The sequence below is a fragment of the Acinetobacter sp. BEC1-S18-ESBL-01 genome (assembly GCF_014169935.1).
Taxonomy (GTDB): Bacteria; Pseudomonadota; Gammaproteobacteria; order Pseudomonadales; family Moraxellaceae; genus Acinetobacter; species Acinetobacter pittii.
Genome location: NZ_AP022302.1, coordinates 2,341,804 through 2,358,202, shown reverse-complemented (window position 1 = coordinate 2,358,202; position 16,399 = coordinate 2,341,804). Strand labels below are relative to the sequence as shown.

Below are 16,399 nucleotides of genomic sequence, written 5' to 3'. Positions count from 1 at the left end.
TTAATGCCTGACTTATTTTTCTGTACTGACCTGAGTCATACGTGGAATTTTTGGTAAGTCTTGTAAAGCAGGGTCAAGCTCATCTTCTTCAGCGTGAACTAAATAATCTACCCGTGACCGAAGTTGTTTGAACTCAGGTGTACTCATTAAATCGAGTGAGCGTGGGCGGGGTAAATTAACTTCAATAATTTCCTTAATTTCACCGGGGTTGGCTTTAAGTGCCACAATTCGATCTGCCAGTAAAATAGCCTCATCCATGTCGTGAGTGACAAAAATAATGGTGATATCAATGTTGTGCCATAAATCCATTAAGTGCTTTTGCATTTTTTGACGTGTGTGTGGGTCGAGTGCACCAAAAGGTTCATCCATGAGTAAAATTTTAGGTTGATTAACCAAAGCTCTAGCAATCGCAACCCGCTGTTTCATGCCACCAGAAAGTTGGTGTGGATACTGATTTTCATATTTTTCTAAACCAATAATATTGATCCATTCGCGTGCTTGAGCTTCGGCTGTCATTTGGCTAGCACCGCGCATTTGCGGACCAAACATTACGTTTTCTTTTACAGTTTTCCAAGGGAAAAGGGTATATCCCTGAAATACCATGCCGCGTTCAGGGCATGGACCCGTAATGCATTCGCCGTCTACTAAAACTTCTCCACTATGGTATGGGTCTAAACCTGCAATAACACGGCTCAGTGTCGATTTGCCGCAGCCAGAAGGACCAATCACACAAATAAATTCTCTTTTATGAATTTTTAAATCCAGCTTATTTAAAACGGTGCGTTCAGTTTGACCATGTTTAAAAACTTGGCTCAGTTGTTTAACTTCTAAAATCACAGGACGTTCATAAATTTTTTGAAAGTATTCATGTGCGTTAAATGTTGAATCGTTCATTATTTTGCTCCTACTTTCCAAGCAAACATCCGCTCACCTAATTTCATTAATCCCCAATCACAGACCAGACCAATCACACCAATAATCAAAATAGCTGCATAGACATTGTCAAAGTTTTGATAGCGTGCCTGTTGGGTAATAAACCATGTAATCCCTGAAGTCGTACCAATCAACTCTGAAACAATTAAATAGGTCCATGCCCAGCCCAATAGCACACGTAAGTCGCGGTAAATATCAGGTAAGGCCGCAGGAATAACCACGTGAAATAAACTTTTGAGCTTATTGGTACCAAGCGTATAGCCAGCTTCAATTAAGCTTCGATCTACCATTCGTGTGGTATTGGCAATAATTAGAATTTGCTGAAAGAGTGTACCAATCACAATAATGGCAATTTTAGGCGCATCATTAATCCCTAAAATTGCTACTGCAAGTGCACCAAAGGCGGGAGCGGGTAAGTAACGGAAAAATTCGACAAACGGTTCTGTTAACAGGGATATTCGCTTAGAAAAACCACACAAAATACCCAGTGGAATCCCAATCAATGAAGAGATAAAAAAAGCTGAAAATACCAGTTTAATACTGTGCCATAAACTTTGATGAAACCACGGTGAATCAGGTTGTTCTGGTGGTGTTGTAAATGCGGTGACCAAAGCCTTAGCGACTTCATGGGGAGCAGGTAAATAAATCGGATTAACCAAAATACCTTGTGGTGGTGCAGAATTTCGATTGACTGCATTTTGTGCTTCGAGATAGAACACATTTTTATCAATGCGACTTCCTACTTGTAAGTAAGAAACACTTCCCGAACTCGTGATTTGTACTTGAGGATGCCAAACAAAAGGTAAATAACTGATTGCGCACCAAAGACATATTGGAATCACGAAAGAACAAATACTGAGAATCAGCTTGTTCTTTCGCGTAAATTCCTTTGCAACATAACCCATATCGAGAGCTCCCCATTTTGATCAGTATTACGATTTTCATAAAACGTAATATTGTTAAGCAAAATAGGTGCCATCTTTAAGGTGCATCAGATGAGTTAAGAAGACGAGGGAACTAAAGTTTCATGTAAATACACCCAATAACATTTTTTATCTTCTACTTTAATGCAGGCTGTGGATGTACGTACTGTCTCGGTTTCATCGGTTTGCTGATGTTCCTGATATTGTACCCAACAATAATTCTCAAATTCGTATAAAGCTATACTCTTAATAATGGTGATTTTTAAAGAGGGTTTCTTTCCAATATTTTGACTAAATAAGTTTTTAACTTCGGCTAAACCAATACTTTGACCTTGAACCGTAACCATCTTAAAATTTTGATCAAAGCTATCTAAAAGCGGGCTCAGACTTTGCTCTGCATTTTTTCCTGTAAATACATTTTCTATTAAAACATGTAGGTCAATGACACTTTGAATGGCTTGATCCATTTGATTAGGCATGGGTTTTCTCCTTTAAAACCTTATCTTTCTTTTAGATAAACTAAAAAGTATGTAAGTTAATGGAAGATAAGCTATTTTATATAAATAGACAATTCTGTCTGTTTTTTATAAAATATCGATGATTATGACTCAGTTTTTATAATAATGATGTCCCATAAAATATTTCAAATTTTAGATAGTTTAGGGTTGGTCGCACAGAACCGCGTTCTTCATGTGCAATTTTCCAACGCATCATTAAACAATCAAGTCTTCTTGCAACGCATCGAGGGCGAACATACGCTCAACCAAGGTAGCGTTGCTGAGTTACTGTGTCTATCGACCAACGCACATATTGCATTAAAACAATTTATTGGCTGTCAGGTTGCCGTCGATCAAGTCACTGACACAGGCCAATTTTTTAGAACAACAGGCATTATTACTGAAGCGAGCCAAGGTCAAAGCGACGGCTCACTCACCATATATAACTTAACCTTAAAAGACCCAACTGCACTTTGGCATAAACGCCGCAATAGCCGCGTGTTTATGAACAAAAGCGTGCGGGATATTAGCGAAATTCTGTTTAAAGAATGGCAAGGGAAAAGCCCGCTGTTTGCTTCAAGCTTAACCCTTGATACAGCAGGATTAACCAAAGACTACGATGTGCGTCCGTTTGTGATGCAGTCAAACGAAAGTGATTATAACTTTTTGACCCGTTTATGGCGTAGCGAAGGTATTAACTGGCTGATTGATGAATCGCAACTTTTTGTCGCTGACCCGAATGCTTCTATCCAGCCGCAAGTCTTACGTTTAATTGACGATAACCAAAATTATCAGGTACTTGAACGTCGTAGCCTACGTTATCAACGCAGCAGTGCCACAGAACAGTTTGATACCATTACCCAAGTCAAGGCAGAGCGCCGCTTACAGCCAACTTCGGTTCATGTGCAACGTTGGCAAGCCGATGCCCTACAACAAGAAGAAGGCAGTGGCAGCGTACAAGGCACACAAAAGCACAGCGAACACTATGACAATGCTAGCTTAAACCTTGATGATGCATGGCATGTTAGCCCAGCGTGGATGCAGGACTTAAATGGCGAAGATCAAGCGACTGCTTCAGGCAATAACCAGATCGAACAGCTTAACCAGCATATCAATGCTTATCATCACCTGAGTTCTAAGCAATTTACCGTTTCAGGTAACGTTCGTGATGCACAAGTGGGTTACTGGTTTGAACTCAATGACCATCCTGAACTCGACCAACATGACAGTGCCGATAAAGAATTCTTAATCTTAAGTAAACACTACTACAACCAGAATAATTTACCGAAAGAATTACAACAGCAACTTGAGCGGCTATTAACAAAAGATAAGCTCAAGGCAGCTCAACTCGACACACAGAATCCTGAGCAGCGCCACTTTGCTGAGCTGAAAGTCATTCGACGTAATATTAAAGCGGTGCCTGAATATAGCCCACTAGAGCACCGACCAGCCGCTCATCCGCAGCGCGCTAGAGTGGTGGGGCTGGAAGGTGAAAGCATTCATGTCGACCAGTGGGGACGCATTAAGGTTCGTTTCCTATTTACCCGAACTGATGACCATAGTCATGACGGGGGAGCAGGAAGTAACGACAATGACACTGACTCCGCTTGGGTCGATGTACTCACCCCTTGGGCTGGAGCAGGTTATGGCGCACGCTTCTTGCCACGTGTTGGTGAAATCGTTGTGATCGACTTCTTTGACGGCAATATTGACCGCCCATTTGTGGTGGGGCGTATTCACGAAGCTGAACGCTACCCAACGCAGTTCGATCAGAAAGGCCAATTACCGGATACTAAAAAACTCAGTGGTATCCGCTCTGAGGAAGTCGACGGCAAAGGCTTTAACCAACTCCGTTTTGATGACACCACAGGGCAAATCAGTGCCCAACTGCAAAGTAGCCATGCAGCAAGCCAATTAAACCTCGGTAACTTAAGCCATCCAAAAGACAAGGCGGAAAGTGATGGTCGTGGTGAAGGCTTTGAGCTACGAACAGACCAATGGGGTGCGGTACGTGCGGGCAGTGGGCTACTTGTTAGTACTCACAAGCAGGATCAAGCTCAAGGCGTACACCTCGACGCAAATGAGGCCAAACAACAAATAGAAGGCGGCCTTAACAATGCCAAGGCACTCAGTGAAGTTGCTAAAAATCAGCAAACTGACCCATTGGAAATGCTTGAGAACCTAAAAACGTTCATAGAGCAAATTGAAGAAAAAGATCAAGACAAAGCTGCTGCTTTTAAGCAAGCTTTGATGATATTAACGGCAACTAACAGTATCGCTTTAGCTAGTAACGAGGACATTCACCTCAGCGCAGATGGTCAGTTAAGTCAAACTGCTGGTGATAGCATTAACCTGACTACGCAAAAGAACCTGATTGCACACGCCCAAAATAAAATTAGCCTTTTTGCGGCTCAAGAAGGGACAAGACTCTATGCAGGCAAAGGCAAAGTCGAAATACAAGCACAAGGTGATGGTGCAGATTTAATTGCCCGTAAAGCTGTGCAGATTATTTCAACAGAAGACAAAATTGAAATTAGTGCTTCTAAAGAAATTGTGATCACAGCGGGCAGATCTCAAATCAAGATTAATGGCTCGGGAATTTTCCCAGTTACGGGTGGTAAGTTTGAGGTGAAGGCTGGGCAGCATTTGTTCCAATCAGGGGAAAAAGTTCCATACAATTTACCGCCACTCGGTGAGTTAAAAAGTTTCTTGGAATTAAATTATCATTGGCCTACGTTAGAACCGATGAAAGGAGCTCCGTATTTAGTTGTATTTGAAAGTGGTCAAGAATTTAAAGGAAATTTAGATGATAAAGGGTTCGCAAAAATTCCAAATGTACCAACAAATGAATCTTATACAGTCTGGTATGGTGAAGATCAAAGAAAAGTTGAAATTGAAGTTTTAGAAGAAAGCATTTTAGAAAACTTTACAGATCAAGATGAAATAGAGCTTGATGAATTATTAAAAAATTGGGATGTTGAAAATTAAAATAGGTGGTATATGGTTGATTTAAATAAAGATGATGTAGCACTTATTACTCAAGCAATTGCTATTGGTTTTTCTCCAGCTGGAGTTGCACTTGATGTGGCTGATTTAGCAAGAGCCTCATATAATTTATATCAAGAAAAGTCTGATGATAATTATTTTGAAGTTATTTTATGTGTGATTGGATTTATACCAGGACCAGGAGATGGGTTAAAAGCAGGATTAAGAATTGTAAACAGAAAACCAGAAATATTGTTTGAATTAATACGTTTTATCATGATACATTGTAAAATATATGGGAATCCTGAACAATGGTTGAGTGAAATAATCAGTGATACAAAAATAAGAGAGTTGATTAGAAGCGGTAAACGTGAAGCTTTAAATGCATCTAATAAAAATATAGGCAATAGATGGGCAAAATATTGGATTAACCAAAGTATCGAAATTACATTTAATTTTTTAGAAGCATCTATTTCATCCTTGGTGCAATTACTCGCAAGAAAAGTTTTACATTGGAAGACAAAAATTCCTAAATCGTCAGCGGATAAACGGCATGTAGGTGGTGGCAAAGGTCATCAAAATAATTCTGCCCATGGAACAACTTATGACGGTAAAACTGGTCAAAATGGAAATGGTCATGGTAACAAGGGTAAGACTTTATCAAAAGTTGATATTTCAAAAGTTTTATCAAATCTTGAAGTTGGAGGTGTTGGTGAGCATATGGCAGACTATTGGGTTGCTAACAAGTTGGCAATTCCGGCAGTTCATGATTCTGGGCAGCAACTGACTCCCAAATTACAACGTCCTATGACGAAATTACACATAGGTATTCATGATCAAGGTATTGATGCGATATGGAAATCTGATAAAAAAAATATTGGTATTATGAATACTAAGAGTTACGCGATTATAGAAGCCAAAGCTAGTTTAAGCATGGGGAAAGGTACAGGACCAGGTTCTCTATTAAATGATTTGGATAAACAACAGGATACGAGAGAAAGGCATATAGAAAGAGCTAGTGCTAAAAAAGAAAAAAGAGCTGAAAAGAAATTAATACCAAAGAAAAAGTTTTTAATCAATCAACAGATGAGTGATGAATGGGTTAAAAAAAGATTAAGAGAAACTTCGTTAAGAAATGTTGAAATTGCAGGATTTTCACGTCATTTACTTTATTTTAATTACGCTCACCCTGAAACTGTAGAACACTTAAATGTTTTAGCTATATCTATTCAAGATAATCAGCCAGTTGATCATAGTGAACATTTAAATGAACATACTCCATCAAACTTTTGGGGGGCAGCTAAAATAGATGAGGCTTTAAACAATCGAGTTACTCGAGCGAACATTAAGAATGGTCATACTAAGTAAAGTTGACTTGTCAGATATGAGGAATAAAACGTGTCAAATTTTACAGAACAGCGTAGGCAGCAATTTTTAACTGAAGATTATTATTTAAAAACTAAAGAATACAATGAGGAAGGAATTCCTCTATATCTAGAAAGTGATGCATTTGAAGATGATCAATATAATTGTGGTGAAGCAAGTCGTTGGACTGCAATTACAGATATATATACTTCTTTATTGTATCTTACATATACTGCTGGACATTCTATACAAGAACTTATCCCCATATTTGAAAAAGTTATCGATGGTTATGAAAAGCAATCAGAAGCATTGGCTCTTTTTCATAAATCAGAAAAACCTTCTGTTATTACTAGCCAAAATGAAACTTTAAATATATTAAGCCTTGCTTTTTTACTACATCGCAATGATCTTTTTCTCCGTATTCATTCTTTAGTTAATGGTGAGGGAGATAGTCATACAGGCGAAGATGAAATTATTAATAAATTTTTTAAGTTAAATGATTCTACTCATCCAACTATAAATGAAGGAAATTTGTTTTCCTTAAGTTATGCTAAATTATGTGATGTGGTTGACAATGTTTTAGTAAAAAGTGATAAAAAACATTCAGTCGAGCTTTTGGATGAATACTTATCAAATTGGTATCAAATGAATAGAAATGAAATTTGGTATAATAGTCACTTGGATTTAGAAAATAAAAGTTCCTATGTAGGTTATTGGGCATTTGAAGCAGCTGCATTAGTTTATTTACTTGATTTAGATGATAGTTCTTTATATAAACATCTATTTTACCCTAAGGATATTGTACTGTGGGCTCGTAATCAAACAAAAATAAAAGCATTGAATGATGATGTAATACAAATAAAATTAAGAGGGGGGGAGAAATGTACAAGAACTGGTTATTGGCAAACACCTGCACAGCCAAGTTTACGCCGGTATTTTGTTCAGGATGAAGTTCTTCCCACACTTATTGAAATGGACTGGGGTGAGGTATATTGGTATTGGGATGGTGAGAATTAATTGAATGCCCAATAGGGCATTCTTATCTACAAAAGTTAGTTCTAAAATATAGTAAATGATCAAAATAGTTTTGAGCTAGGAATAAATATAGGAAATTAATGAAACTTACATATATTAAGTTTTTAAAATTTAATTTTTGAAATTTATTAAATGTGAGGTTGAAATGATGTTTATTAATCAGCAAAGACAAAAAATGGATGAAAAGTATTATCTCTCTACCAGAGCTGCTTTAATAAATGCTATTCAAGACTTTTTAGGTGAATCTAATAGTGATGAAGATATTGAAGCGGGATGGATAGATTCTTATTCTATAGCTGCAAGATATCAATTTGATCTATTTATACTAGATTATACTGCTGGAAGATCTATTGATCACTTACGTGTAGATTTTGAGAGTATCATAAATTTATTTAATATTTTGTCTGAAAAGCAAAGAACTTATTATAAAGATCCAAATTTTAGTGTCTTTGATTTAGAGTTACTTGATGATTAATGCTTATATATTTGGTTAATTAGCCTTTGTTATTTATTAAAAAGAAATGACTTATTAATGAGTGTTGCCAAATTAGTAGATGGAGAGAATCAAGAAAATGGAGGTAATACTGGATCGTTGAAGAATTTTTAGCTTTTTCTGATGATAATCGTTTTGACTGTTCTGATGTTCTTTTTCCCCAGCCTTACTTTGAGCTTTCAAATGCTTTTGTAAGCCAAGATAATAAGGTTTCTCTGAAGCATTTACATAAATTTTTAAAGAAATGGTATAAAGATTTAGCAGGTGAGAAGGCTCCTCAATCGGGTTATTGGTTTACAGTAGCTAGTAATAATTCTCGACAATATTTTAATGCTGGAGAGATTCTTCCAGAAATTAAAAAACAAGACTGGGGAGAAGTTTACTGGCAGTTTGAAACAGAAGAATAAAAATTAAAATATATAAGTAAAAAAAACATTATTTAATGGGGTTTTAGATAAGTAATGTATTCTAATTACTCTCTTTATTAAAATAAATTATCTACGACTAAAAGATAGCTTTATTCGTGTATTCATATGGTTAAGTTTTCCTTTACAAAATAGACAGATGTTTCTGTATTTTATAAAATAATGCCAATCCTGACAAAGTTTTCATAAAAAAGATGTTATCTCATATACATAGAATTCTAGAAGATTTGGGTATCAGCTCGCAAAAGCGCGTGCTTCATGTTCAGTTTTCTAATCCATCGTTGAATACTCAAGTCTTTTTACAAAGTATTGAAGGGCAGCATCAGCTAAATGAAGGACTGACTGCCGATTTATTTTGTCTTTCTACCAATGCCCATATTTCATTAAAACAATTTATTGGTTGTCAGGTTGCAGTCGATCAAGTAACTGATCAGGGGCAATTATTTAGAACTACAGGAATTATTACCGAAGCCAGTCAGGGGCAGAGTGATGGTTCATTAACATTGTATAAACTGAGATTACAAGACCCAACTGCGCTATGGCATAAACGCCGAAATAGCCGTGTGTTTATGAATAAGAGTGTACGGGACATCACCAAAATTCTATTTACAGAATGGCAGAACAAAAGCCCGTTGTTTGCTTCTGGTTTAACTTTGGATTTAAAAGGTCTAACCGAAGACTACGATGTTCGACCTTTTATCATGCAAACTAATGAAACTGATTATGAATTTTTAACCCGACTTTGGTGTAGTGAAGGCATTAACTGGTTGGTTGATGAAGCTCAGCTTTGGGTCGCTGATAGCTCGGATGAAATTCAACCACAGAAACTACGTTTAATTGATAATAATGAATCATATTTAGCATTAGACCGAAGAAATATCCGTTATCACCGCAGTAGTGCTGTTGAACAACAAGACAGTATGACAGGCCTTGTGCCAACTCGGAGCTTGCAATCTACAGCCGTGCATGTGCAACGCTGGCAGGCTGATGCTTTAAGTCAAGAAGAAGGCATGGGCAGTGTTCAGTCAAAGCATAGTCATAGTGCTAATCAGGATAATGCGAGTTTAAGTCTGACTCTGAGCACAAAGGCTGGTTAGAAGTTAACTCTTGGTCTCATAACATTCGTCAACCTAAATCTGCTACTTCAAGTAGTGTTGGTGGTCATACTGCTGAACGTGTTGAACATTCAGATATGGTTTTTGTTAAAGATCTAGATGCAACTAGCCCGAAATTATGGGAAGCATGTTCAGCTGGTTATACATTTGATGAAGTACAAATTGACTTCTACCGTGCAAATGGTGATAAGCGCATCAAGTACTTACAAATCAAATTGAAGCATGTTCTAGTTTCTAGTGTAACTCCAACAGTTAATGAAGAAGGTGTTCCAACAGAAGCGTTTGGTTTGAAATACGCAGCTGTTGAATGGACTTACAATCAACAAGATATTAATGGTACTGCTAAAGGTGCTGTTACTAAGAAATGGTCACTTTCTAACAATACTGCTTCTTACGCAGCGTAATTGTTTAAGTGAATATTTGGTGGAGGCTGACTTAAAGTTAGCCTCTGCTGTCTTTAAGCATGCTTGTTGTGAACTCGAATGAATTTAGATCGGCTTTATCCATATGGATTTCGTTCAACTTTGTTTGACCGCTTAATTCCTGAAAGTGAAGATTATGCAAAAGGTCTTTCTATTCAGCAATTAAGAGAATCGGTAGCAAAAGATTTAGAAGACTTACTTAACAGTCGAGTCGCTAAATTGGATCATGTAGTTGATGATTACCCGCTAGTTAAAAAATCTATACTTCAGTTCGGTATTATTGATTTTGTGGGGCTATCTACAGCCAATCCGCTAGATCGTGACAAGATTTGCCAATCTATTGAACAGTCAATTGCAGCTCATGAACCTCGTTTAAGACAAATACGGGTAGAGATGTTGTTGGATGGGCACAATATGGGGGCATTGTGTTTAAGCATTCAGGCTTATCTAAATATTCATCCACTGTATGAACCTGTCGTTTTTGATGCATTGTTGAAACCGACAACGCAGCAATATGTAATTTCAGCGAGAACCTAGGCATAGTGGGTGTGTTGTGATAGAAGAGCTTTTACCTTTTTACGAAAAACAACTACAGGAATTTGGTCAGCAATCTCGTGAATTTGCTCAAAAATATCCGAAAATTGCTCAGCGTTTATCTTTAAATCAAGAGCAGATTGATGACCCGCATATCGAACGTCTTATACAAGCATTTTCATTAATTTCTGCTCGTATTGATAAGAAGCTTGCTGATAGTTATGACGTATTTACCCGTTCTTTATTTGAGGTGATGTTCCCTCAATACTTACGTCACTTTCCAGCTTGTTCAGTAATAAGTTTTGAAGATATAAATAAAATAAAACAGCTCACAGAAGCGCATATTGTTCCTGCTCACACAGTTTTGAAGTCACGTAGCTTTAAAGGGGTTCAGTGTGAGTTTAATACTACGCAAGAAGTCAAATTACTCCCTATAAATTTACAAGCGCTAGAGTTTAAAAGCACACCTAGTGCACACATGCATTTAAGCCAAAATGCGACTTTAACTTTTAAGTTTGAAATTTTTAATCATGCTCATGTATGTTTAATAAATGAAAAACTACCTATTTATTTAGATGCAATTTCTAATTTTCCACTTCAAGTACTAGACAGTATTTTTAAGAAGGGAACAACTTTTGACATTAAAATAGGACAGAAAATTGTTGAACTGGATAAAAATCCATTTGAGTTAACAGGTTTTTCTGAGCAAGAAAGTCTATTGCCGCTTGATCAGCATACCCATCATGCTTATCGTTTGCTGATGGAGTATTTTTGTTTTCCTGAAAAATTTAATTATCTAAAACTCGATTTAGGTTTTTTAAAGCGCTTATCTCTAGAAGATAGTAATTTTGAACTGCTTATACATTTTAAATTAAATTTAAATGATCAAGCTGGAGCTTGCCAAGCCGTTTTCTGAACAATCAATGAAAATTCAATATATACCGATCAGAGTTGAAAACCGCACTGATCTTTATGTGCATTGGAAGAATTATCAAGCCAAGAATTTAGGCCCAGAAGAATGAAGCAGTCTGGAGTTTTTTTGACTCGTCCCATGCTTGTTGTAACGGTAGCTTTGGTGGGCCTTAATTTAAGACCTTTTATAACTAGTATTGGACCATTGATTGCCAATATTCGAACAGCCACTGGTTTAAGCTTACAAGGGATAGCACTACTTACTTTGCTACCGATGATGCTTATGGGGATTGTTGCATTTGTTGGCCCAATATTGCAGAACTATGTCGGCGAACGAAAAGCTATTCTTGGTGCATTACTGGCCATTTGTGGAGGATGTGCTGTCCGATTTTTATTGCCTACATCCGAAGGATTAATTCTTAGTGCAATAGTAATTGGATTTGGCGTTGCGATGATACAAGTGGCCTTTCCCGGCATGATTAAAAGAGAATTTAGCCAATATATTGGGCCGATGATGGGGCTTTATTCGGCTATGCTTATGGGAGGAGGAGCACTAGGTGCATGGTTAGCTCCCATAATTTCAAATATAACGGGTGTCTGGTCGATTGGTCTGGCTTTTTTTACTATTCCAGCTTTATTTGCATTTATATTGGCGCTTGTCTTTTTACCTATAAAAGTTAGTTCATCCATTCATCATGCGCCTGTACGCAAGTTGTTAAATCAATCTCGAACATGGTTATTAATGATGTGCTTTGGATTTGTAAATGGTGGCTACTCGTCAGTGGTAGCGTGGTTGGCACCTTCTTTTCAAGATCAGGGTTGGAGTGCAGCACAAAGTGGAAAATTACTCGCTTTGCTGGCCTTGAGCCAAGCAGCTTCAGCGCTCATTTTGCCTGTTTTAGCTAGAAAATATAAAGATCGACGTCCATGGTTATGGTTTACGTTAGCAATGCAACTAGTCGGGTTCTCTGGAATAGCTTTTATCCCTGATTTTGCCTCTATGCTTTGGGCAATTTGTTTGGGCGTGGGTTTGGGTGGATGTTTTGCGTTAACGCTTATCGTTGCATTAGACCATTTTGATGAACCGACTCATGCAGGTGCTTTATCTGCACTGATGCAGGGTGGTGGTTTTTTACTGGCAGCAATCCCGCCGTGGATTATTGCAATTTTGCATGATCTTACGGGGGCTTATAAAGCAGGATGGCTTTTTCATTTAGTCAGTGTGATATTAGTTGTTATTTTAGTAATTAGATTGAATCCCAAAAGTTATTTTAAAGGGAGTCTGTAAAACATTCAGTTAGCCGAGATTCTTTTTTTAAGAATTGCTGTTCCTATAATCACAAGCAAATGAGGGAATAGTGATACTATAGAATTGAAATTTTTCCATTTCTAAATGAATACAACAATATTTGATTTCTATGACTTCTTCTTTGAAACAGCTCACTTTATTTAATCAAGGCTTAGGAAAAACCAGTCGATTTGCAAAAGGCATGGATGGAACTTTACAGGCTATTGAGCATTTAGGATATGTGCAGATTGATACCATATCGGTTGTAGAGCGAGCTCATCACCATATATTGTGGAGCCGACTACCTGATTATGAGCTAAGTCATCTCAATAGTTTGGTTGGTGAGCGGCAGATTTTTGAATATTGGTATCATGCCGCATCGTATCTTCCTATGAAAGATTATCGCTATGCATTGCCTGCCATGATGTCTGTCAGGAACGGAGAAAGCCGTTATTTCAATAGAGGTGATCAACACCTCATGAATGAAATTTTGGCCCGTGTTCGTGCTGAAGGAAAAATTCGTCTACGTGATATTGATAAAAATAATAAAAAGAGTTTGGGAAACTGGTGGAATACCGGACCAGGCCGTCGTGCTTTTGAGCAGTTATATATGCAGGGTGACCTGATGATCTGTGAGCGCAACGGAATGGAAAAGGTCTTTGATTTGACCGAGCGCTGCTTGCCTGAAAATATTGATTTAAGTATGCCTACGCTTTATGAATATGCGCAGTATTTATTTAATAATACGCTTCGAGCACATGGTGCATTTACATGGAAACAATTAGTTCATTTAAAGAAAAATGATTTAAAAGAAACTATGCGTGTCGTTCTGAAGGAGCAAATTGACGCAGGTGTTGTATCAGCAATTAAGCTTGAGAAAGGTCAAATGCTATATGTGGAGGTCGCTGCATTAGAACAAAAGTTTAATACTGAGTTCGGTTTAAAAATACTGTCACCTTTTGATAATTCTCTTATTCATCGTGACCGTCTAGCTTCTTTATTTGAATTTGATTACCGCATTGAATGCTATGTACCAGCGGCCAAACGAGTATATGGTTATTTTTGTTTGCCGATTCTATATCAAGATGAGTTAGTAGGCCGAGTAGATTGTAAAGCGCATCGGTCTATCAAAGAATTAGAAGTGATTAGCTTGCATCTTGAAAAAACAGTAAAAAATAAGGAGCTCTTCTTCTTCGAACTGGAACAAGAGCTCAAGCGTTTTGCTGCGTTTAATCAATGCTCAACTATTAATGACAAAGTGATTCAGCGTATTCGTACTAAAATTTAGACACCAAAAGCACTCCAGCTTTTGGTGTTTTCACTTTTTTAGTTCAAAGGCATACGATATTCAATAATTCCTGGTTTTTGTGCAATCCAGTCATAAAGCTTTTGCGCTGTTACATTGGTTTCTTGAGTATGCCAATATAAACGGTCACAGTTGTGTTCGATAGCTTGCTTCTGCACATATTCAATGAGTTGTTTACCAATGTGTTGTCCACGAACTTCAGGTGAAACATAGAGGTCTTCTAGATAACAGTAAGTATTTTTTGCCCATGTTGAACGATGAATAACATAGTGCACAATTCCTAAAACTTGCTCACCTTGTTTAGCAACGGCACAGTACATAGGTTCATTCTCATCGAAGAAACGTTCCCATGTTACTTTTGTGACATGAAGGGGTAAATTCACTTGATAAAAATTTTGGTAAGCAAGCCAATATATTTCCCATTGTGAATAATCTTGTTGCTGAACAGAAACGATTTGAAGATTTTGATTTTGCATAATAATTACACTCTGTTTTAAAGTAATAAAAAAGTCGACAACTAGAGTGTAGTTTTGATAGTGGTATTTTTATAAGATACACTTTTGATATTTTTCACAGTACCAGTTTTGATATGGCCGCTCCAATTTCTGCATCTTTTCCAAATTTAATTTTGCCAAAAGGCCAGATTAAAGATGGGTTATATACGGCTTTGCGTGATGCAATTTTAGATGGAAGACTGACTGCAGGAATAAAATTACCCTCAAGTCGTGCTTTGGCAGAGATGATGTCAATTTCAAGGAATTCTGTATTGGCGGCTCTTGAACGATTACTGGATGAGGGATATTTATTTACCAAACCAAGTTCGGGTACCTATGTTGCTGAGGTTGTGCCAGATCAGTTAATACATGTTCAAAAAAATTCAAAAGAAACGTCTAAAAATACTCATCGTTCCTTAAATATTAATCCAAATCTTGAAACTTTATTGGATTCATGGCGAAAGCAGTCATGGTTAAGTAAAAAGAAAAAGATATTTCATGTAGGGGTAGGCTGTATTGATTTATTTCCTCATCAACTGTGGGGCAAGTTATTAACGCAAGCTTGGCGGCAGTCGTATTATCAGCTTGGTCAATTTTACGACCCACGTGGCTATCTACCTTTGCGTCAGGCAATTTCTGAATATGTTCGCTCCACTCGAGGGCTGAACTGCAACGAAGAGCAAATTATTATCGTAAACGGAACGCAGCAAGCTATTCATTTAACAGCCTATGCCTTGCTACAAGCAAATGATGAAGTGTGTTTGGATGAGCCGGGATATGATGCAGCTTTTAAGATTTTTCGAAGTTTTGGTGCTCAGATAAATTTGATCGAGAGTGATGAGGAGGGAATGCAAATCTCTGACATTACAAATCATTACTTCAAAAGCAAACTGGTCTATACAGCACCTTCACATCAGTTTCCTTTAGGGGGAACTTTAAGTTTAGCTCGCCGTTTTGCTTTATTAGATTGGGCAAACAAACAAGAAAAATGGATTTTTGAAGACGATTATAATAGTGAGTTTCGCTATGGCACTCACCCAATTCAAGCACTACAAGGTTTAGATCAGCAGCAAAGAGTCATTTATTCTGGCACTTTTACCAAGATGATGTTTCCAGAGTTTCGTTTAGGGTTCATGGTTGTACCTGAAGCATTAATTGAAACCTTTAGTGCAGCTAAATACTATACTGATGTACGAAGTTCATATTTAGAGCAGGTCGCTTTAGCCTTATTCATTCAACAAGGCCACTATGCTCGACATGTACGTAAAGTTCGAAAGGCATGCTATGAGCGTCAACAAGTATTGATTAACGCTATTAATGAACACTTCTCAGATGTACTCGACGTTCAGCCAACAGATTCAGGCATTCATCTTATATGTTGGTTAAAAGCACCATGGACAGAGCAGGAGTTTATTTCTCATTGCTCGGCATTAGATTTGGAGATTCAACCTCTATCAAGATATTGTCAACTTGAGTCGAAAAAAGCAGCAGTTATGTTAGGCTATGCTGCACATCAACCTGAGGAAATGGTGGAAAATATTAAGAGACTAGCCATCAGTATCAAAAAGTAAAATAGCTAAACTTTTCAAAATTATATCTCGATTTTAGAGTGATTTTATTTTTAATGAGAAGGGCAAAGTATTTATTCGATTTAAATATTTGATGAAATTTT

12 protein-coding genes and 5 pseudogenes are annotated in these 16,399 nt (G+C 37.4%); 13 read left to right on the top strand and 4 right to left on the bottom strand.

The features are described from left to right. Positions 1 to 12: 12 nt before the first annotated feature. The 3 genes from H7R46_RS11090 to H7R46_RS11080 form a co-directional block, all read right to left on the bottom strand. A complete protein-coding gene (locus H7R46_RS11090) occupies positions 13 to 894 on the bottom strand; it encodes an ABC transporter ATP-binding protein (RefSeq protein ID WP_017399758.1) in 882 nt (293 codons plus the stop codon). Next, the gene (locus tag H7R46_RS11085; RefSeq protein ID WP_032012983.1) at positions 894 to 1,838 is read right to left on the bottom strand and encodes an ABC transporter permease; all 945 of its coding nucleotides are present in this window, start codon (positions 1,836 to 1,838) and stop codon (positions 894 to 896) included. The genes H7R46_RS11090 and H7R46_RS11085 overlap by 1 nt, the downstream gene beginning before the upstream one ends. 95 nt (positions 1,839 to 1,933) lie before the next feature. Next, positions 1,934 to 2,335, bottom strand: a complete 402-nt coding sequence (locus H7R46_RS11080; RefSeq protein WP_017399756.1) for a hypothetical protein — start codon at positions 2,333 to 2,335, stop codon at positions 1,934 to 1,936. Positions 2,336 to 2,479: 144 nt separating this feature from the next. Here H7R46_RS11080 and H7R46_RS11075 point away from each other — a divergent pair, with 144 nt between their 5' ends. The 12 genes and pseudogenes from H7R46_RS11075 to H7R46_RS11025 all read left to right on the top strand — a co-directional run bounded on the left by H7R46_RS11075 (position 2,480) and on the right by H7R46_RS11025 (position 14,215). Then, positions 2,480 to 5,341, top strand: coding sequence for a type VI secretion system Vgr family protein (locus H7R46_RS11075; RefSeq protein ID WP_050675646.1), 2,862 nt, complete (start codon positions 2,480 to 2,482; stop codon positions 5,339 to 5,341). Between the two features lie 12 nt (positions 5,342 to 5,353). Next, positions 5,354 to 6,706, top strand: coding sequence for a hypothetical protein (locus tag H7R46_RS11070; RefSeq protein WP_032012985.1), 1,353 nt, complete (start codon positions 5,354 to 5,356; stop codon positions 6,704 to 6,706). Between the two features lie 30 nt (positions 6,707 to 6,736). Further along, on the top strand, positions 6,737 to 7,720 hold the full coding sequence (locus tag H7R46_RS11065) for a PoNe immunity protein domain-containing protein (RefSeq protein WP_017400129.1): 984 nt from the start codon (positions 6,737 to 6,739) through the stop codon (positions 7,718 to 7,720). 166 nt (positions 7,721 to 7,886) lie between these two features. Continuing rightward, positions 7,887 to 8,213 (top strand): DUF1910 domain-containing protein, encoded by a 327-nt coding sequence (locus H7R46_RS19350; protein WP_164831727.1) that lies wholly within the window; start codon positions 7,887 to 7,889, stop codon positions 8,211 to 8,213. Between the two features lie 113 nt (positions 8,214 to 8,326). After that, positions 8,327 to 8,446, top strand: a pseudogene (locus H7R46_RS19460) (hypothetical protein); the annotation flags it as partial. Positions 8,447 to 8,850: 404 nt separating this feature from the next. After that, positions 8,851 to 9,729: pseudogene (locus H7R46_RS11055) on the top strand (phage late control D family protein); the annotation flags it as partial. Then, positions 9,729 to 10,175: pseudogene (locus H7R46_RS11050) on the top strand (Hcp family type VI secretion system effector); the annotation flags it as partial. The pseudogenes H7R46_RS11055 and H7R46_RS11050, both read left to right, overlap by 1 nt. Positions 10,176 to 10,253: 78 nt before the next feature. Continuing rightward, positions 10,254 to 10,730: a type VI secretion system baseplate subunit TssE gene (gene tssE, locus H7R46_RS11045; protein ID WP_002048404.1), complete on the top strand. Its 477-nt coding sequence runs from the start codon at positions 10,254 to 10,256 to the stop codon at positions 10,728 to 10,730. A 16-nt stretch (positions 10,731 to 10,746) separates the two neighbouring features. Then, a pseudogene (tssF, locus tag H7R46_RS11040) lies at positions 10,747 to 11,619 on the top strand (type VI secretion system baseplate subunit TssF); the annotation flags it as partial. Then, positions 11,612 to 11,749, top strand: a pseudogene (locus tag H7R46_RS11035) (nucleoside deaminase); the annotation flags it as partial. The pseudogenes tssF and H7R46_RS11035, both read left to right, overlap by 8 nt. Further along, a complete protein-coding gene (locus H7R46_RS11030) occupies positions 11,746 to 12,927 on the top strand; it encodes a cyanate transporter (protein WP_005070041.1) in 1,182 nt (393 codons plus the stop codon). The pseudogene H7R46_RS11035 and the gene H7R46_RS11030, both read left to right, overlap by 4 nt. A 130-nt stretch (positions 12,928 to 13,057) precedes the next feature. After that, positions 13,058 to 14,215 (top strand): winged helix-turn-helix domain-containing protein, encoded by a 1,158-nt coding sequence (locus H7R46_RS11025; RefSeq protein ID WP_005070039.1) that lies wholly within the window; start codon positions 13,058 to 13,060, stop codon positions 14,213 to 14,215. Positions 14,216 to 14,253: 38 nt separating this feature from the next. Here H7R46_RS11025 and H7R46_RS11020 read toward each other — a convergent pair whose 3' ends face one another. Further along, positions 14,254 to 14,709 carry a GNAT family N-acetyltransferase gene (locus H7R46_RS11020; RefSeq protein ID WP_005070037.1) on the bottom strand — a complete coding sequence of 152 codons (456 nt, stop codon included), beginning with the start codon at positions 14,707 to 14,709 and terminating at the stop codon, positions 14,254 to 14,256. Positions 14,710 to 14,822: 113 nt separating this feature from the next. Between H7R46_RS11020 and H7R46_RS11015 the strand changes: the two genes are divergently transcribed. Further along, a complete protein-coding gene (locus H7R46_RS11015) occupies positions 14,823 to 16,298 on the top strand; it encodes a PLP-dependent aminotransferase family protein (RefSeq protein WP_005070033.1) in 1,476 nt (491 codons plus the stop codon). Positions 16,299 to 16,399 lie beyond the last annotated feature (101 nt).

Coding starts and splice junctions, on each gene's coding strand:
- H7R46_RS11090 (WP_017399758.1), bottom strand. CDS start 894: ATGAACGATTCAACATTTAACGCACATGAATACTTTCAAAAAATTTAT.
- H7R46_RS11085 (WP_032012983.1), bottom strand. CDS start 1,838: ATGGGTTATGTTGCAAAGGAATTTACGCGAAAGAACAAGCTGATTCTC.
- H7R46_RS11080 (WP_017399756.1), bottom strand. CDS start 2,335: ATGCCTAATCAAATGGATCAAGCCATTCAAAGTGTCATTGACCTACAT.
- H7R46_RS11075 (WP_050675646.1), top strand. CDS start 2,480: ATGATGTCCCATAAAATATTTCAAATTTTAGATAGTTTAGGGTTGGTC.
- H7R46_RS11070 (WP_032012985.1), top strand. CDS start 5,354: ATGGTTGATTTAAATAAAGATGATGTAGCACTTATTACTCAAGCAATT.
- H7R46_RS19350 (WP_164831727.1), top strand. CDS start 7,887: ATGTTTATTAATCAGCAAAGACAAAAAATGGATGAAAAGTATTATCTC.
- tssE (WP_002048404.1), top strand. CDS start 10,254: ATGAATTTAGATCGGCTTTATCCATATGGATTTCGTTCAACTTTGTTT.
- H7R46_RS11030 (WP_005070041.1), top strand. CDS start 11,746: ATGAAGCAGTCTGGAGTTTTTTTGACTCGTCCCATGCTTGTTGTAACG.
- H7R46_RS11025 (WP_005070039.1), top strand. CDS start 13,058: ATGACTTCTTCTTTGAAACAGCTCACTTTATTTAATCAAGGCTTAGGA.
- H7R46_RS11020 (WP_005070037.1), bottom strand. CDS start 14,709: ATGCAAAATCAAAATCTTCAAATCGTTTCTGTTCAGCAACAAGATTAT.
- H7R46_RS11015 (WP_005070033.1), top strand. CDS start 14,823: ATGGCCGCTCCAATTTCTGCATCTTTTCCAAATTTAATTTTGCCAAAA.